The following is a 17459-nucleotide window of genomic DNA, read 5'->3' as shown; positions in this document are numbered from 1 at the left end:
ACCGGCTGAGAGGGCACATCGTCAGAGCGGACCTGCAGGGCAGATCAAGGAGGGGCCGCCAGCGCGAGGTCGCGCAGGCCGCGGCCCCAATATCGCGCATCCTCGCTGCCTCCCCGGTGCTGTTTCTCTCCTGCAGAGCCTATTTCGCCCCCGCAACCGTATCGGCGGACCGGTCGAGGCGTACGGCGCGGACCTCCCAGGCATCCGCCCGCCAGCGCAAACGCACCGCCACACGGCAGCGACCGCCGCCGAGCTCCTCATACTGCCCCAGCAGCGTACGGGTATTCTCGCCAATGGACTGGTCGCGGAACGAGACCGACTCAGGCGGATAGCGCCGGAAGAAGTCGCGCATCACGAAGAGCGCCTGCGTCCGGCTGTAGAACGACGCGCGTCCGAAGATCGAGAGTTCGAGGCGCGGTGCGGCGCTCTCCAGCAACGCCTCAGCGTTGCCGTCGCCAAAGGCCGCCTCGAAATGTGGGACGAGCAACGTGTCGGTGCCGGAGTGCTGCGCCCTCAGATCAACCAGAGTGCCGCTAGCCGCCGCCGTATGCCCCAGCCCTAGCGTACTCACGAGCCCCACCAGGACCGCTGCGAGTGCGCACCACGCACTCGGCACACGCATGGGGGAACGGCTCGGCGATGTGACAGACATGGACAGCAGTGCAGTAGAGGGGACGAGCCTCCCTCGCGACAAAAAGCACGCCTTTTTCCAGAGGCCGCGTGCACGGCTTCTACGCTCAGTTGGCACGCCCCGTCGCCCGCAACGGCTGTGCAGCGAAGCAGACGCCGCTATCCAAGCGGCTGCACAGTGTGGCGCACTGCAACCCCCTCGCAGCCAGACATACCCGTGCTAGCCGAGTTCGACGACCGTCACGCCGGCCCCGCCTTGGTTCCACGCCGCCTCGCTCACGCCCGCCACATCGCGGCGCTGCTGGAGGTGCCGCTGAATGGCGATGCGCAGCGCCCCCGTGCCTTTGCCGTGGAGCACCTCCACGCTCGGCAGCCCGGCAGCGAGCGCCTCGTCCACCAGCCGGTCGACTTCAGGGAGCGCTTCTTCCACTCGCTGTCCACGTAGGTCGATGCGCGTGCGGGCGTGGATGGCAGGCAGGTCCGCGCCAGCCCCGTTGCTTTGTGACTTGGGAGCCCGTACCTCGACGCGCTGCTCGCGCGGGCCGCCGACTTTGGTGAGCCGCTTCGTCTTGACGCGCGTCTTGAGCGCGCCGAGCGCCACGAGCGCCTCGTTGTGCCCGAGTTCGAGCACCTCGCCGACGGCCCCAGCCCCGTCGATGCGTACCTGGTCGCCCTCGCGGATCGGCCCGGCGACAGCGGGCGGCGCGTCCTTCTTCTGCGTGCGCCGCTTGCGGGTGCGCTGCCGCTGCTCGACCTGCTGCTGCTTCTTGCGGACGGTGCGCTTGAGCTTCTCGATGTCAGCGCGGACCTCTTTCGTGGTCTCTTTCTCGGCCTCCGCCTCTTTGATCTCGCGAACGGCCCGCTCGATACGCGCGTTGGCGTCCTTCACGATCTGGTCGGCCTGGGCGATGGCCTCGGCGCGGTATGCGTCCTTGCGAGCGCGGAGTTGTTCGAGGAGGTCGTCGTATTTCCTTCGCACCGACTCGGCCTCTTTTGCGCGCGACTCGGCTTCCTCGACGCGCGATTCGGCCTCCTGCGCCCGTGCCTCGAACGCGGCGATGAGGTCTTCGAGCGACGCCTTGCCCTCGCCGACGAGCGAACGCGCCCGCCCAATCGTATCGCCGTCGAGTCCCACCCGGGCCGCGATGTCGAAGGCGTACGACGAACCGGGAATGCCCGCCCGGAAGCGGTAAGTCGGGGCGAGCGTGGTCCGGTCGAACTGCATCGAGCCGTTCTCGACGCCCGGCGTGTTGTGCGCGAACGCCTTCAGCGTGCCGTGGTGCGTCGTGGCGATGGTCCGCGCACCCCGTTCGTGCAGCCCTTCGAGGACGGCCTGCGCGAGCGCGCCGCCCTCTGCCGGGTCGGTGCCGGTGCCCGCCTCGTCGATGAGGACGAGCGAGCGCGGCCCGGCGTCCTCCAACATCGTGCGGATGTTGGTGAGATGCGAGGTAAACGTCGAGAGGTCCTCCTCCATCGACTGCTGATCGCCGATGTCCACGTAGAGGCGGTCGAGGAGCGGGAAGCTGCTGCCGGCGTCGCACGGGACGGGGAGGCCATGCGCGACCATGAGCGCGAGGACGCCGACGGTCTTCATCGCCACCGACTTGCCACCTGCGTTGGGGCCGGTGATGACGAGCGTGTGGTAGGCTGTCCCTCCCTCGTCGGGATCACCTTCGAGTGGATCGCCAAGGTTGAGGTCGAGCGGAACGACGGCGCGCGGTTCGATGGCAGCTTTCTCGGCGGCAGCCTCCGCGCTCTGGCGCTTCCGGGCAGCCTCGTTCTGGAAGTGCAGCAGCAGGACGGGGTTGCGTCCACGCACGATGCGCAGGTGGCCGTCGTCGTTGAGCGCCGGGACGAGCGCGCCGAGGTCGTTGGCGAGCCGCCCGCGCGCCGCGTAGGCGTCCAACTGCGCGTAGGCGTCGAGGCTCGGCGCGAGGTCCTGGCGGCGGCTGCGGAGGTGGGCCGTCGCCTCGCGGAGGATGCGCTCGATCTCGCGGCGGCGGGCCGCTTCGAGTTCGCGGACCTCGTTGTTGAGGTCGAGCGCGGCGGCGGGCTCGATGTAGACGGTCTGGCCCGAGGCGGAGACATCGTGGACGAAGCCTTGCACCTTGCGCTTGGCCTCGGCGCGAACGGGGATCACGGCGCGCCCGCCCCGGATCGTTGGCTGGTCCTCGGTGGCGTAGCCCTTGGCCACGGCGTCGCGGAGCGCCTTGAGCACGCTGTTGCGGAGCTGCTCGCTGCGCGCGTTGATCTGCCGCGTGAGCTTCTGCAGCTCGGCCGAGGCGTTGTCGCGGAGCTGCCCGCGCTCGTCGACGATCTTGGCAAGGTGCGTCTCCAACTCTTTCTGGGGCACGATGCCCTCGGCGACGGCCCACAGGTCGGGATACTTCGCCTTCCGTGTCCGCAGGTACCCATGCAGCCGCCGCAGCGTGACGAGCGCGTTGAGAGCGAGCGACAGGTCCTCGGCGTCCACGACGGCCCCCTTCGGCGCGATGCGTCTCAGGAGCGGGCGCAGGTCGGCCACGCCCGCCATCGGCAGCGGGTCGTCGAAGCCGAGCACGTCCTGCATCTGCCCGACGCGCGTGAGCTCACCCGCCACCCGGGCCCGATCCGACGACGGCGCAAGGTCGGCGAGCACGGCGCGGCCTAGCTCCGACTGCGCGTAGCCGTCGAGGCGGGCGCGGAGCATGTCGAAGCCGAGGCGGTCGGCAGCGTCGGGGGGATAGAGGTGCACAGCGCGGTTCGTCGGTGAACGGTGGTTCGGGCACCCCCTGTTCTCGCTTCGCTCGAACTGTCCCCCTCACGCGTGAGGGGGACAGCTTGGCCGCCGTTCAGGCGTGTCAAGCGGGGGGTGAGGTGGAGCAGCCTCCGTTAACCGACGAAGGAAGTGCTGGGTTGCGCCGACCCCACATTGCCATCCTGATCGAAAACCGCGAGGCGGATGGAGTCGAAGAGCCTGCCCTCGCGAACGCGGGGGATCCTATGTCCGTCTCTATGCCCTGACCAGAGCTACAACGCTGAGACGTGGATCCTTTACTGCGTGAACCTGCGGTTTGACTCGCTACGCTCGCTCAGGATGACACGATAGAGCTGTTGAGCTAGGCCGACTTGCCTGTGAAGCGCTGACCGCTTACGCACCGTTCACTGCGACACCGTCCACTAGCACTCCAACTATCCGATCGTACTGTGATCGCCGATGTTGGCAGCGCCCGCGAAGCCGTGCACGTGGGCGTAGTGGCCAACGACCGAGTCGTCGAGCGAGGAACCTGCAACGTGGGCCTCCCCGAAGACGATGGTATTCTTCACAACCGAGCCCTCGACGACCGCGCCGCCGTGGATGGCGACGTAGGGGCCGACGGTCGAACCACGCACGACGGCGTCGGGGCCGACGTAGACGGGCTCGATGACCACGCAGTCCTCGACGGTGCCGGCCTTCTCGGCACTCTGCTCCTTGTCGAGGATGACCTTCGACGTGTCCTTGATCGCCGGGATCGTGCCGCAGTCGAGCCACTCGGAGACGGAGGCCGTCTTGAAGACCTGGCCGTTCTTGAGCATCCGGTCAAGCGCGTCCGTGAGCTGGTATTCGCTGCCGTGACCGGTGATGTTCTGGTCGATGATGTAGTCGATCTCGCGCTTGAGCGCCGCGCCTTCCTTGATGTAGTAGATGCCGATGATGGCGTCGTTCGAGATCGGCTCGGAAGGCTTCTCGACGAAGTCGGTGATCTCGCCCGCGCCGTTCTTCACGACGACGCCGAAGCGGCTGGGGTCGTCCACGTGCTTAACCCACAAGACGGCGTCCGCGTCGAGGCTCGGCGACTCGTCCATGAAGAAGAGCGTGTCGGCGAAGACGATGATGCACTCGCCCGCGAGGTGCTCCTCGGCCATCGCAACGGCGTGGGCGGTGCCGAGGGCCTTCGCCTGCACACCGAAGTGCGGCACGATGCCGTGGCGCTCAGAAATGTCGGAAAGCTGCGCGCGGACGGCATCGCCGAAGTCGGGGCCGAGGATGAAGACGGCCTCGGTGATCGGCGTCGGGAGCGTGGCGGCGAACGTGTCAACGATGCGTTCGACCATCGTGGTGCCCGCGACCGGGAGCAGCGGCTTGGGCGTGACGTGCGTGTGCGGGCGGAGCCGGGTCCCGCGACCGGCCATCGGGATGATGAGCTTCATGGGGTGCGTGTCGAGTGTGCGGAGGAGGTATGTCGGTTCGGTGGCGGGCGAACGGCCAAAAAGGTACGGATACCGCATCCCGGCGGTCATTACGCAGGGGTAACGCCGCCGGGCGCCCACCATCCGCCCCGGTCGTGTCCTGCTTTGAGGGCGAAGCGCGGGGAGCGCACGCGCTGAATTGTCCCGAAATCGTCACGAGGGCCGCGGGCGCGTTACCCGGCCCGGAACTCGCCCGGCTTGCTGCTTGGTTGAATGAACCCGACCTTGCAGGGGGCTGCCCGACGCGGCGACTCCCGCTCCACCACCTCTCCGACGTTCCGAACACGACCATGACTATGAACCTCCGACTCGTTCCGCTTCTGGCGCTTCTCCTGGCACTTCCCTTCGCTCTGACCGGCTGCGAGTCGATGAGCAACACCGGCAAGGGCGCCACCATCGGCGCGGGTGGCGGAGCCGTCGCTGGGGCCATCCTCGGTGAGATCCTCGGTGGCTCGCCTGCCAAGGGCGCCATCATCGGCGCGGCCGTCGGCGGCACGGCGGGCGCCGTCATCGGCAGCCGCATCGAGGAGCAAGCCGAGGAGCTCGACGAGGAGCTCGAAAACGCTTCCGTCGAGCCGATCATGAACCCGGACACGGGCGAGGCGACGGGCATCCAGCTCGTTTTTGACAACGCGCTCCTCTTCGACGTGGGGGCCTCCACGCTCCGCCCGGGCGTGCAGGCTGACCTGCGCGGCCTCGCCGCCTCGATGGTGCAGTACAGCGACCACGACGCCGTGATCGTTGGCCACGCCTCCACAGACGGTCCGGACGAGCTCAACCAGCGCCTCTCGGAGCAGCGCGCCACGGCGGTCCGCAGCTTCCTCATGAGCCAGGGCGTCGCCCCCGTGCGCCTGGAGGCGATGGGCCTCGGCGAGTCGCAGCCGCTGGCGGGCATCCCCGGCACCAGCCCGGAGAACCGCCGCGTCGAGATCGCGCTCTATCCGAATCCGAACTACGTCCAGCAGGTCCAGCAGCAGCAGGGCGGCTGACCCCTACTCCCTAGCAACATCGCCCCGTAAGGCGATGTGCCCAGCGCCGCGCCGGCCCCCTCCCGGCGCGGCGCTTTTTGGGACTCTCGTGTTTCAGAAACAATCCCCCCCTACGGCCCTAGGTATACCGTTCATCATTTCTTACCTTAGGCACAAATCATTCAAAACATTCAACTAAAGCGACATATCTAGTAGCGGTTACGTAACGAACTCAGATTTTCACCCGCCCCCCTGAGCTTATGTCGTTCACCTACCGGATCGACGCGACGCGGCACACTGTCTTTCTCCGCTACACCGATGTCGTGGACGGCGCCGAGCATACACGCGGCGTCGATGCGGTGCTGGCCGACCCGGCGTGGACCCTCGGCTTCGACTGGCTCATCGACATGCAGAGCATCACGGCGCTCATTCTGGCGCGCGAGGACCTCGACGCGATGCGCGCCCACCGCCGCGCCCTCCATGATGCCTCGAGCGCGTCCCGTACGGCCCTCGTGATGCGCCCGCAGGACAAAGGCATCGCCGTGCTCTACGCGACGCTCGTCAAGCGCGACCTCCCGCCGGGCGTTGAGCGCGACGTGCAGGTCTTTCTCGTCTTCGGGGATGCCCTCGCCTGGCTGGACCTAGACAGCGCTCCGGCGATGGGGTAGCGCGCCTGCGCAGCACGCCCGCATATCTCAGGTCAGTGGCGGCCGCACAGAAGCCTCCGGTTCGTGCTTCTCGGCACGGTCCTCCAGCGCCGACGGGCTTGCGGAGTGGGTGACCTCGCTGGGTTCCACCCCCGCCGCCGTGACGGGCTGGGGCGGCTTGGGTTCGCCGAACCAACGCGGCGGGTCGTGCCCGTGCCCGCCCCACGGCGCACAGCGAAGGATGCGCCACACCGCGAGGATAGTCCCACGCACGAAACCATACTCCCGCAGCGCGATCATGGCATACTCGGAGCACGTCGGCGTGTAGCGGCACGACGGCGGCGTGAGCGGCGAGATGGCGACCTGGTAGAACCGCACGACGCCGATCAGCAGCAACCGCGGCAGCCGCCACACGGCGAGCGCGGCACGGTGGATGGGGTGCGCAGGTCGGTTGAGCATCGTCGCTGTTTTGGACATATGCGAGCGTGGGGGACCTCGCCAACGCGCCACCCCCTGATCTCGCTCCGCTCGATCTGTCCCCCTCGCCGGCGAGGGGGACAGTTTTCCGACCCTTCAGGGGGAGGGAAACAGGGAGTGCGCCGGGTCCGCTCCACCACGTCCACACCTTCACACGTCCACACGTTCAGACCGAGCGCCAGCGAGCTTCGGCTTCAGGATGTGCACCAGCGCGGGGAGCAGGACGAGGTCGGCAAGGACAGCCATGAAGATCGTCAGCGCGACGAGGCCGCCGAGGTAGGCTGTGCTCTGGAACACGCTCGTCATCAGCGAGCCGAAGCCGCCGAGGAGCACCATCGAGGTCAGGATAATCGCCTTGCCGGTGCCGAGCATCGTCTCGCGGACGGCGGCTTCGAGCGAGAGGCCGAGGCGTAGCTCCTGACGCAGGCGCGCGAGGAAGTGGATCGTGTCGTCCACGGCGATCCCGAAGGCGATGGTGAAGATCACCGCCGTCGCGGGCTTCACGTCGATGCCCATCACGCCCATCACGCCCGCGATCACCACCAGCGGCACGATGTTCGGCACGAGCGAGATGAGCACGAAGCGCACGTTGCGGAAGAGCAGCCCCATCAGCAGCGAGATGAACAGGAACGCCAGCCCGATGCTGGTCAGCAGGTCCGTGACGATGCTGTCGGCCATCCGCGCGCCGAGCACGACGGTGCCCGTCTGCGTGATCGTGACGCGCTCAACCGGCGCGGCCACCCCCGTCGTGTCCGGCGGCGGCGGGTCGAGGTTCGCGCCGGGGAAGAGCGCCGCGAGCGCAGAGTCGAGGTCGGCCTGGAAGCCTTTCATGTGCGCCGAGCCAATGTCGTCCATGAGGATGGCCACGCGCGCCTCAGCATAGTCGTAGTCCACCAGCCGCCGCACCGCGTCTTCGTCGGTGAGTTCGAGGAGGAAGAGGTACTGCGCCGCCAGGTCGCGGCTCTCGGGGATGCGGTAGAACTGCGACGAGTCGGCATGCATCGCCACGTTGAGCTGCTTCAGGAGGTCGGCCACGCTCGCGACGCGGCTCACCTCGGGGCGCGTGCGTAGGTAGGCCGCGAGGCTGTCGATCTGCCGCAGCCGCTCGGGCTCTTTGAACGTGTCGAGGTCGGGCGACTCCACGAGGATCTCGTAGCCAAACGGCGCGACGATGTTGTCCTGCACGAACCGCATGTCCTTGTACGCCTGCGACTGCGGCCCGAGGTCGTCGTTGATGAACGTGTTGATGCGCAGCTGCGTCGCGCCGAGCGCGCTCACGGCGAGCAGCACCGCGAACGCCGCCACGATGGGCCAGCGGTGGCGCTGCGTGAACCCGTCGAGGCGCATCAGCAGCGGCCGGAAGCCCGCGCGGCTGAGCCGGTCGATCTGCGCCGCCGTGGGGGGCTTCGTCCAGAGCAGCACTGCCGTGATGACGATGAGCGAGATCACGAACGTGAGCAGCACGCCGATGGCCGTGTAGAGCCCGAAGCGCTTCATCGGGATGACATTCGCCGTGAGCAGCGTCCCGAAGCCGATGGCCGTCGTGATGCTCGTGAGGAACGTCGCCGCGCCGAGGCGGACCACCATCCGCTGCACCGCCGCGCGCTTGGCGAGGCCGCGTTCGAGGCTGTGGTAGTACTTCACGAGGAAGTGCATCGAGTCCGCAATGCCGACCACGAGGATGAGCGCGAAGATGGTGCTCCCGAGCACGTCGATGCCCGCGCCCGCCGTCATCATCACGGCCACGGTGGCGAGGATGCCGAGGTAGACGATCGCCATCGGCAGCAGCACCCCCACGGGCGTGCGGAACATCCACAGCAGGATGAGCACGTTGATGAGCGACGAGATGACGACGTACTTGATCGTCTCGACCTGCAGCTTGTCGACGTAGTTGTTGCGCAGGAACGGGAAGCCGGTAATCCGGAAGTCGTAGGCCGGGAAGCCCGCTAGGACGGCGCGGCTCTGGTCGAGGACGACTTTGCGCCCGGTGTAGTCGTTGGCGTCGGCCTCCAGGCGAATGAGTAGCGTCGCGGCATCGGCTTCGCGGTTGACGACGTACCCGGCGGCGAGGCTGTCCGCGAGCACGCGCGCCCGGTAGGCGACGAGGCTGTCCCGATTCGACAGGTCGTCACCGACGAGTTCGCGGATCTCGATGCCGCCCGCCGTCCCGCGCAGCCCCTGCACGTTGGCGATGCTCGTGACCTCCTGCACGCCCGCGATGGTGTCGAGCGCCGCCGTCATCGCCTCGATGTCGCGCAACGTCGTTTCCTCGAACGCGTCGTCCACGGCAAAGCCGATCACGATGACCGCGTCGTCCTCCTCGTACTCCTCGACAAAAGCGCGGTAGAGCTCAATGGAGGCGTCGTCGGCGGGGAGGAAGTTTTCGAGGTTGTAGTCGAAGACGATGCCCGTGCGTAGGAGGACGCCGCCGCAGGCAAGCAGCGCCACGACGAGCACCGCCACGATGGCGCGGGGGTAGCGGAGGAGGAGGTCGGCGATCCGTTCCATGCGGAGGAGCCCCGTGTGGAGGAGCGTGGGAGACGTGCAGAGAGGAAGTGCGCCGATCCTACACCCCGCCGCCGTCCCGGGACGCCCCCCGCGCGTGGATTATGGAGGAAGAGCCGCCGCCGGTCTCGACCTCCTCCCTATGTCATCCTGAGCGCTGACCGCGGGTTGGAGTCAAACCCCAGATTCACGCGCAAAGGATCTCTGCCTGACTCGATGCCCTGTTCCTGACCTGGAAGCTGGCCGAAGATTCCTCGGCTTGCTGCGCTCGCTCGGGATGACAGGCGTGGTGGAGGAGTGCCGGGTTGGGTTCTTCGAGGCGGCGTGGCTCCCCCCGTCCTGCGTCGCCTCCGTTCTGACAAACTCCGCTCCTCGGACTGTCCCCCTCAACTCTGAGGGGGACAGTTCTTGGCGACGGGGGAGCGCAGCGACCGTCGCCAAAAACGGGGAGAACCCGACCGGCAAGACCTCCCACTCTTCGCGGAGTCGTCACGGCGGCGGTGCAACGATGCCGATAGTGGCGTGTTTGCATGTGCTCCTCTCCCGAAAGGGAATCCATACGGTTGAAACGGCGGCGCAGGGTGCGACGGCGGTTTCGCTCTCCACACTGCACACGCATGACGACCCCAACGACGGATGCCTTCGCGGGCACCCCCACCACGGATATGGCTTCGACGGACGGTAGCGCCCCCCACGCGGACGCCCCTACCGACGCGTCGGCCCCCGCCAGCCATCACCCGGCACACGCCTTCTCAGGGCTCGGCCTCGCCGACGACCTGGTTGCGAGCCTGACCTACACCGAGCCGACGCCGATCCAGTCAGCGCTCATCCCCGTCCTGCTCGACGGCCGCGACGCCATCGGGCAGGCCCAGACTGGGACCGGCAAGACGGCCGCCTTCACGCTGCCCACGCTCCAGCGCATCGAGCCCATCGCCGACGGCGGCGACACGGGCGTGCAAGTCCTCGTGCTCGTCCCGACGCGTGAACTCGCCACGCAGGTCGCCGGTGCCGTCTACGCCTACGGCAAGCCGCTCGGGCTGGCCGTGCTGCCCATCTTCGGCGGCGCGCCGTACCACCGCCAGGTGAAGCGCCTCCGCCGCGGCGTCGAGGTCGTCGTCGGCACGCCGGGCCGCCTGCTCGACCTCATCAGCCAGGGCGCGCTCGACCTCAGCACCGTCAAGACGGTCGTGCTCGACGAGGCCGATGAGATGCTCTCGATGGGCTTCGCCGAAGATCTCGCCGCCATCCTCGACGCCACGCCCGCCGAGCGGCAGACGGTGCTCATCTCAGCCACGATGCCGACGGGCATCCGCCGCCTCGCCAAGCAGTACCTCCGCAACCCGGAGGTCTGCCAGGTAGCCCACTCCACTGAGACGGCCTCGAACATCGAGCACCGGCACTACCTCGTTCACGGGCGCGACAAGCAGGCCGCCCTCGTGCGGCTCTTGGAGACAGAAGACGTCGAGAGCGCACTCGTCTTCGTCCGCACACGCGCCGAGACGTCGCAGGTGGCAAACCTGCTCCAGAGCTTCGGTTGGACCGCCGAGGCGCTCTCGGGCGAGATGACGCAGCCCGCCCGCACCGAGGTACTCCGCCGCTTCCGCGCGCAGGAGATCCGCGTGCTCGTCGGCACCGACGTCGCCGCGCGCGGCCTCGACATCGACCACATCTCGCACGTCATCAACCTCGACCTGCCCTTCGACCCGGAGGTGTTTGTGCACCGCGTCGGGCGGACGGGCCGCGCGGGCCGCTCCGGCACGGCGCTCACGCTCGTGACACACAACCAGCGGCGCGCGCTGCGCGGCATCGAGGACGCCGTGCGGAGCGACATCCCCCGTGCCGAGGTCCCAAGCGTCGCCGAGGTGGAGGCCCGCCGCGAGGCGCGCCTCGTAAACCGCCTCCGCACGCAGCTCACGAACGCGCAGGCTGCTGGCACCGAGGCACACGGCGAGGCCAGCCGCAAGCGCATCCTCGCGCTCGTCGCCGAGGGCCACGACCCGATGGACATCGCCGCCGCCGCCCTCGCACTCGCCGGGGCCGACGACCAGCGCCCCGTCCCGGAGATGGGCAAGCCGCGCAACCACAAGAGCCGCGACGGCCGCTCGAACCGGCGCGATGACCGGCGCGCGCGTGCGCACCACGACCACGGGCACCGCAATGACCGTCGGGGCAACAACCGCCGGGGCTCGACGCCGAGCGACTCCCACGAGGACGGCATGGTGCGGCTCCAGATCAGCGCGGGCCGCGTCAACGGCGTGCGCCCCGGCCAGGTCGTGAGCGCGCTCGCACGAACGGCCGACATCCCCGGCAAGACGCTCGGGCGCATCGTGATCGATCACCAGACGACCTACGTGGACGTACCGCAGGAGCACGTTGGGGCCGTGCTCGCGCAGGACAGCTACCGCTTCGGCAAACGCATGGCGCAGGTCGAACGGGCGTAGCTCAACTCGCCACGGCGACACGGCCGAATGGGGTCGCAGGGTCTACCTTGCAGCCCCATTTCTAGTCTCTACGCCTACCGCCGCGCGCCGTGTCTACGCCTGAAGCAGCCATTCTCGATCACATCGGCATCGCCACACTGAACGTTGGGGCGCTGGCGGCTCGCCTCGACGCGATGCTCGGCTTGCCAACCGTCGGCCATGGCACGGCGCCAGACGACGGTGTCGCGGTAGCGCTCCTGAGCACGGCGTCGCAGGCGTCCCCCATCGTCGCGCCTCGTCTCGAACTGCTCGCGCCAACCAGCACGGCGTCGCCCGTCGCGAAGTTCTTGGATCGGCGCGGGCCAGGGCTGCACCACATCGGCTTCTGTATGCCAAACCTCGACGCGGTGCTCGCCCGGCTTCACGCCCGCGGCGTGCCGTTGATTGACCAGGTACCACGCGTCGGCCTCGACGGCACGCGGATCGCGTTCGTCCACCCGAAGGCGTGCGGCGGCGTGCTCGTGGAGTTAGTCGAGACAATCTGACCGATGGGTTCGCCTCACGCGGGCTCGCGCTCGGCGACTTCGTTGGCCCCATTGCCACCGTGACTGTCTTCACCGAACGCGCTGTGGACGACCTCGACCTCCTCCTCGTCGCGGCCGAGGATCCTCGTCTTGAAGCCCTTCTCGGTGTTGTACTCCACCATTGCGAGCGCGGGCACGAGGAGCATCAGCACGCCTGTCGCGAACACGATCCCGAAGCCGAGGCTCGCGGCCATCGGAATGAGGAACTGCGCCTGGAGGCTCTGCTCGAACGTGATCGGGGCCACGCCGAGGAACGTCGTCACGGTGGTGAGCAGGATCGGGCGGAAGCGCTCCTTCGCGCCCTCGATGATCGCCTCGCGCATGGCCGCGCCGTTGCGCCTTCGCTCGTTGATGAAGTCGATCATGACCAGCGAGTCGTTCACGACGACGCCCGAGAGGCCGATGATGCCGAACAGGCTTAGGATGCCCACCGAGATGCCGAGGAAGAGGTGTCCGATGAACGCGCCGATGATGCCGAACGGGATCGCCGCCATGATGACGAGCGGCTGGATATAGCTGCGGAACGGGATCGCGATGAGCGCGAAGATCACGAGCAACGCCAGCCCGAAGCCGCGTCCGAGCGCCGCGCCGGACTCGGCCTGCTCCTGCTGCTCGCCGCCGAACTCGAAGACCATCTGCGGATAGTCGCGCTGGACGGCGGGCAGGATCTCGCTGCGAAGCTGCGCCGTGACCTCCTGGCCCGTCACGACGGCGGCGTCCACGTCGGCGGTGACGGTCACGACGCGCCGCCCGTCCTTGCGGTTGATCGCCGACGGCGCGGTGCCGAAGCTCGCCTCGGCGACCTCGCGCAGCGGCACCTGGCCGCCCGGCAGTCCGTTTTGGGTGGGCACCTGGATGCGGTATTGCTCCACGTCGGCGATGGCGTCGCGCTCGTTCTCGGGGAGGCGGACGTAGACGCGCACGTCCTCCTGGCCGCGCTGGACGCGCAGTGCCTCGTCGCCGAAGAAGGCGGCGCGGACCTGCCCAGCCACGTCCTGAAGCGTGAGGCCGAGCGTGCGCGCGGCGGGCTTGAGCCGCACCTGCACCTCCTGGAGCCCCGCGTCGGCGTCGCTCTGGATGTCGAACACGCCGGAGAACCGCGCGAGCTCGCCCTGGACCTGCGCCGTGATCTCGTCGAGCGTGGCCGCTTCAGGGTGCGACAGCTCCACCGACACGGGCTCGCCGACAGAGATCAGGTTGGACGAGATCGTGAACGAGCGCGCCTCGGGGAGCGGCCCGACCTCGTCGCGCCAGAACTGCTCGAAGCGGACGGCGGAGATCTCGCGCCGCTCAGCCGTCAGGAGCCGCAGGTTGACCGCCGCGAGGTTGGCCTGCGGCTGCCCTCCCGTTGCACCCCCTGGCCCGCCATCGACCGGCCCCTGCCCCACGGTCGTATAGAGCGCCTCGAAAAGCGGCGCGGCGTCCTCGTCGCGCTCCTGCTCTAACCGCGCGGCCACGCGACGGCCCGCCTCTTCGATCCGCAGCGCGACGGCCTCCGTCTCCTCGATCGTTGTCCCGACCGGCATCTCCAGGCTCGCGATCACCACGTCGCCCTCGACGGCGGGGAAGAACTGCACGCGCAGGATGCCCGCTGGAATGAGCGAGAACGCGACGATCAGGACCGCGATGGCGGCGGCAATGACGACGGCCGGGGCGTCCGTCGAGAACTGCAGCGCGCGGTCGAGCGGACCGTTGACGAAGCGCTTGAGTTGGCGGTCGGTGCCGGTGCGCAGCCGCTCGAAGAAGCGCGACACCGGGTTTTTTGACGCCTCGCCCGGGGCGGGCAGGTTGGAGAGGTGGTGCGGGAGCACGAAGAGCGACTCGACGAGCGAGAGCCCGAGCACCGAGATCACGACGATCGGGATCGCGCCGAGGATCTTGCCGAGCGTCCCCGGCACGAACAGGAGTGGCGAGAACGCGGCCACCGTCGTGAGGACGGCGAACGTGACCGGCACCGCGATGCGCCGCGCGCCGCGGATCGCAGCGGCCATGCCGGAGAGCCCCTTCTCGCGCTCCGCGAAGATGTTCTCGCCCGAGACGATGGCGTCGTCCACGACGATGCCGATGGCGAGGATGAAGCCGAAGAGCGAGAGCAGGTTGATGCTCACGCCAAGGAGGTACATGATGAAGAGCGTCCCGACGAATGAGACGCCGATACCGATGGCCGTCCAGAAGGCGAGGCGCAGGTTAAGGAACATCGTCAGCGCGAGCAGCACCAGCGCGAGTCCGATGCCTGCGTTTTTGAGCAGCAAGCTCAGGCGATCCTGCAGCACGTCCGAGTTGTCATCCCAGACCTCAATCTCGACGCCCGCCGGGAGCGCGGGGCGTAGCTCAGTTTCGAGGTAGGCGTTGACGGCCTCAGCGATTTCGAGGACGCGCTCGTCGGACGTGCGGAAGACCTCGACGAAGGCCGCGGGCTGGCCGTTGTAGCGCGTGATGAGGTCGGCGTCGGTGAAGGCGTCGCGCACGGTGGCGACCTGCCCGAGCCGCAACACGGTGCCGTTGGGGCGGCTCACGAGCACGATGTCCTCGAAGTCCTGCTGGGTGTAGTTCTGCCCGAGCGTGCGGACGCGCACCTGCTGGTCGCGCGTGTCGATGGTGCCCGCCGGGAGGTCGAGGCTGCTCGCGGCGACCGTGCGGGCGATCTGCGGGAGGCTGAGGCCGTAGGCGCGGAGCGCAGCCTGCGACACCTCGATCGAGATCTCGTAGTCGCGGATCGAGGCGGCCTGCACGAACGAGACCACGTCGAGCTGCGCCAGTTCGTCCTCGGCGCGGTAGGCGAGTTCCTTCAGCGTCCGTTCCGAGGCGTCGCCGTAGAGCGCGATGCGGATGACCGACTGCCGGTTGGTGAGTTCGCGCACGGCAGGCTCCTCGGCCTGCAGGGGGAACGTGGTGATCTGGTCGACTTCCGACTTGATGTCGTCGAGCGCCTGGCTCACGTCGGTGCCGAGCTTGAGTTCGGCCGTCACGACGCCGCGTCCCTCGGCGGCGGTGCCACGGATCTCCTTGATCCCCTCGACCGCCTCGATGGCCTCCTCGATCTTCTGCACGATCGACTCCTCAACCTCCTCGGGCGTCGCGCCGGGGTAGATCACCGTCGTCTGGATGGCGTCGAGCGAGAACTCGGGGAAGACCTCCTGCACGATGCTGCGCCCCGCGACGATGCCGAGCGCGATGATGGCGAGCATGAGCAGGTTCGCCGCGACGCCGTTGCGCGCCATGTAGGCGATGGGCCCCGTGGCCGCGCGCGCCTCCGCCTCGAAGGCCTCGATCTGCTCGTCGGTGTAGCGACCGGTGTCGGAATCGGACATGGGATTCACGCGCGTTCGTGGCGGAGAGAAGTGTAAAAGCTGTCAGATTGAAATGTTGTCATCCTGAGCGGAAGCCGTAGGCTGTAGTCGAAGGATCTGCGGGCCAGCTTCCAGGCGGAGATCAAAGCACTGAGGAAGGCATAGATCCTTCGACTCGCTAGCGCTCGCTCAGGATGACACCAGGGTAAACAGGTTCATTCTTGCGCTAGCGCTTCGCCCTGCGAGCCCGTGTCCTCGCGCATGGTGGAGGCAAGGCGGACGGTCATGCCGTCGGTGACGGCCTGGAGGCCGCTCGTGACGACGCGCTGCTTCAGGTCGAGCCCACCGGCGGCGACGAACACGTCGCTATCGGTCTGCTGGAGCACGCGCACGGGCACGATGCGCAGCAGGCTGTCCTGCTCGACGGTCCAGACCTCGTTGCCACGCCGGAGCGAGCGACGCGGGACGATGGCGTAAGCCTCGACCTGGGCGCCCTGGAAGGCCACGTCCACGAACGAGCCGACGAGCAGCGGCGGAGCCTCGCCGATCTGCTGACTGCCTGCGGCGTCGGGGGCGGTGTCGTCCAGGCGCTCGCCGCCGCGGAACGGGCTCGGCACGCGAACGACCACATTGATGGTACGCGTCGTCTCGTCGAGGGCCGACTCGGCGCGGTCGACGTAGCCCTCCCACGCGTAGCGCGCCGCGCCGTAGGTCGCGAGGACGCGCGCCGGGATGCGGCGGTCGGCCACGCCCGCGCGGAGTTGGAAGAGCCCCGGCAGCAGCGCGGCCTCGTCTTGCGAAAGCGGAACCACGACCTCCAGCATATCGGCGGCGTAGAGCTGCGCGAGCGCCTGCCCCGGCGCGACGTACGAGCCGCGGTCCACCGTCTCGGAGCGCACGACGGCTGCAAACGGCGCGGTCAGGCTCGTACGACCGAGTGCGAGTTGGGCGTCGGCGAGCGCGGCTTCGGCGCGTCCCAGCGCGGCCTCGGCGGCCTGCCGCTGCGGCTCGCGGTAGACGAGCGCCAACCTCGCGGAGTCGGGCGGTGCGGGGTCGGCTCCAGGCGGCGGATTGGCGGAGGCCGATGGCACAACACGGGCTGCGTAGTCGTCGGCGTCGATCCCGGCGTAGGGGTCGGCGGCGCGGCGCTGCTGGCGCGTCTGGAACCGCTCGTACTCGACGCGCGCCACGCGGCTCTCCTCCTCGGCCTGGCGCACGTTCACGCGCTGCTGCTCGACATCGGCCTGCGCCTGCTGCACGCGGTTCTGGTAGTCGGCCGGGTCGATGCGCACGAGCGTCTCACCCTGCCGCACGCGCCCGCCGCTGGCGAGGCTCGGGGCAACGTAGACCACGCGCCCAGCGATCTGCGACGCAAGCGCAACCTCAGCGCGAGGCCGCACTGTCCCACTCCCACGCACCTCCAGCGCACCGCCTCCCACGGCGATCTGCGCCGTCTGCACGAGCGGCGTCTGCGGCGGAGGCGGCTGCCTTGGTGGCTCCGAACGCATGCTCACCAGTGCGAACGCGACGAGCGCGCCCGCTGCCAGGATGCCTCCTGCGATGAGAAGGGTTTTCGTCGTAGACATGAACGGAATCAGCAGGTGTGGAAATCAAGGTTGGCGCGGCTCCCCCCGCCCCGCTCCCCATGAAGGGTCGCAGGGCTGTCCCCCTCACCAGTGAGGGGGACAGTTTGATCGCCGTCCAGGCGCGTCAAACGGGGGGAGCGGAG

At 68.5% G+C, this 17459-nt stretch carries 10 protein-coding genes and 1 pseudogene; 4 read left to right on the top strand and 7 right to left on the bottom strand.

Annotated elements, in window-relative coordinates:
• Window positions 1-139: 139 nt before the first annotated feature.
• The 3 genes from AAFU51_09290 to AAFU51_09280 form a co-directional block, all read right to left on the bottom strand.
• Window positions 140-622, bottom strand: a complete 483-nt coding sequence (locus tag AAFU51_09290; GenBank protein ID MEO1571450.1) for a DUF4783 domain-containing protein — start codon at window positions 620-622, stop codon at window positions 140-142.
• Window positions 623-850: 228 nt separating this feature from the next.
• Complete coding sequence (locus AAFU51_09285) at window positions 851-3364, bottom strand: endonuclease MutS2 (GenBank protein ID MEO1571449.1); 2514 nt, start codon at window positions 3362-3364, stop codon at window positions 851-853.
• A gap of 437 nt (window positions 3365-3801) precedes the next feature.
• Window positions 3802-4800 (bottom strand): sugar phosphate nucleotidyltransferase, encoded by a 999-nt coding sequence (locus AAFU51_09280; protein MEO1571448.1) that lies wholly within the window; start codon window positions 4798-4800, stop codon window positions 3802-3804.
• A 329-nt stretch (window positions 4801-5129) separates the two neighbouring features.
• On the opposite strand from AAFU51_09280, the gene AAFU51_09275 reads away from it, so the two are divergent.
• Window positions 5130-5828, top strand: a complete 699-nt coding sequence (locus AAFU51_09275) for an OmpA family protein (GenBank protein MEO1571447.1) — start codon at window positions 5130-5132, stop codon at window positions 5826-5828.
• A gap of 239 nt (window positions 5829-6067) precedes the next feature.
• Window positions 6068-6475: a hypothetical protein gene (locus AAFU51_09270; GenBank protein MEO1571446.1), complete on the top strand. Its 408-nt coding sequence runs from the start codon at window positions 6068-6070 to the stop codon at window positions 6473-6475.
• 180 nt (window positions 6476-6655) lie between these two features.
• Here AAFU51_09270 and yidD read toward each other — a convergent pair.
• Window positions 6656-6913: pseudogene (gene yidD / locus AAFU51_09265) on the bottom strand (membrane protein insertion efficiency factor YidD).
• Between the two features lie 168 nt (window positions 6914-7081).
• Window positions 7082-9439, bottom strand: a complete 2358-nt coding sequence (locus AAFU51_09260) for an MMPL family transporter (GenBank protein MEO1571445.1) — start codon at window positions 9437-9439, stop codon at window positions 7082-7084.
• A gap of 614 nt (window positions 9440-10053) precedes the next feature.
• On the opposite strand from AAFU51_09260, the gene AAFU51_09255 reads away from it, so the two are divergent.
• Together AAFU51_09255 and AAFU51_09250 are read left to right on the top strand one after the other, a co-directional pair.
• Window positions 10054-11877 (top strand): DEAD/DEAH box helicase, encoded by a 1824-nt coding sequence (locus AAFU51_09255; protein ID MEO1571444.1) that lies wholly within the window; start codon window positions 10054-10056, stop codon window positions 11875-11877.
• A gap of 89 nt (window positions 11878-11966) precedes the next feature.
• A complete protein-coding gene (locus AAFU51_09250) occupies window positions 11967-12401 on the top strand; it encodes a VOC family protein (protein MEO1571443.1) in 435 nt (144 codons plus the stop codon).
• Window positions 12402-12415: 14 nt separating this feature from the next.
• Here AAFU51_09250 and AAFU51_09245 read toward each other — a convergent pair whose 3' ends face one another.
• Together AAFU51_09245 and AAFU51_09240 are read right to left on the bottom strand one after the other, a co-directional pair.
• Window positions 12416-15751, bottom strand: coding sequence for an efflux RND transporter permease subunit (locus AAFU51_09245; GenBank protein MEO1571442.1), 3336 nt, complete (start codon window positions 15749-15751; stop codon window positions 12416-12418).
• Between the two features lie 194 nt (window positions 15752-15945).
• Window positions 15946-17316 (bottom strand): biotin/lipoyl-binding protein, encoded by a 1371-nt coding sequence (locus tag AAFU51_09240; protein ID MEO1571441.1) that lies wholly within the window; start codon window positions 17314-17316, stop codon window positions 15946-15948.
• Between the last annotated feature and the right edge of the window lie 143 nt (window positions 17317-17459).

This window comes from Bacteroidota bacterium (assembly GCA_039821555.1).
GTDB lineage: Bacteria > Bacteroidota > Rhodothermia > Rhodothermales > Rubricoccaceae > JBCBEX01.
The sequence above is the reverse complement of the archived record's forward strand: the minus strand, read 5'-3'. Positions and strand labels throughout refer to the sequence as shown.

Excerpts from the sequence above, each read along its gene's own strand:
- AAFU51_09240 (MEO1571441.1), bottom strand. The coding sequence starts at position 17,316 with ATGTCTACGACGAAAACCCTTCTCATCGCAGGAGGCATCCTGGCAGCG.
- AAFU51_09270 (MEO1571446.1), top strand. The coding sequence starts at position 6,068 with ATGTCGTTCACCTACCGGATCGACGCGACGCGGCACACTGTCTTTCTC.
- AAFU51_09260 (MEO1571445.1), bottom strand. The coding sequence starts at position 9,439 with ATGGAACGGATCGCCGACCTCCTCCTCCGCTACCCCCGCGCCATCGTG.
- AAFU51_09280 (MEO1571448.1), bottom strand. The coding sequence starts at position 4,800 with ATGAAGCTCATCATCCCGATGGCCGGTCGCGGGACCCGGCTCCGCCCG.
- AAFU51_09290 (MEO1571450.1), bottom strand. The coding sequence starts at position 622 with ATGCGTGTGCCGAGTGCGTGGTGCGCACTCGCAGCGGTCCTGGTGGGG.
- AAFU51_09275 (MEO1571447.1), top strand. The coding sequence starts at position 5,130 with ATGACTATGAACCTCCGACTCGTTCCGCTTCTGGCGCTTCTCCTGGCA.
- AAFU51_09255 (MEO1571444.1), top strand. The coding sequence starts at position 10,054 with ATGACGACCCCAACGACGGATGCCTTCGCGGGCACCCCCACCACGGAT.
- AAFU51_09245 (MEO1571442.1), bottom strand. The coding sequence starts at position 15,751 with ATGTCCGATTCCGACACCGGTCGCTACACCGACGAGCAGATCGAGGCC.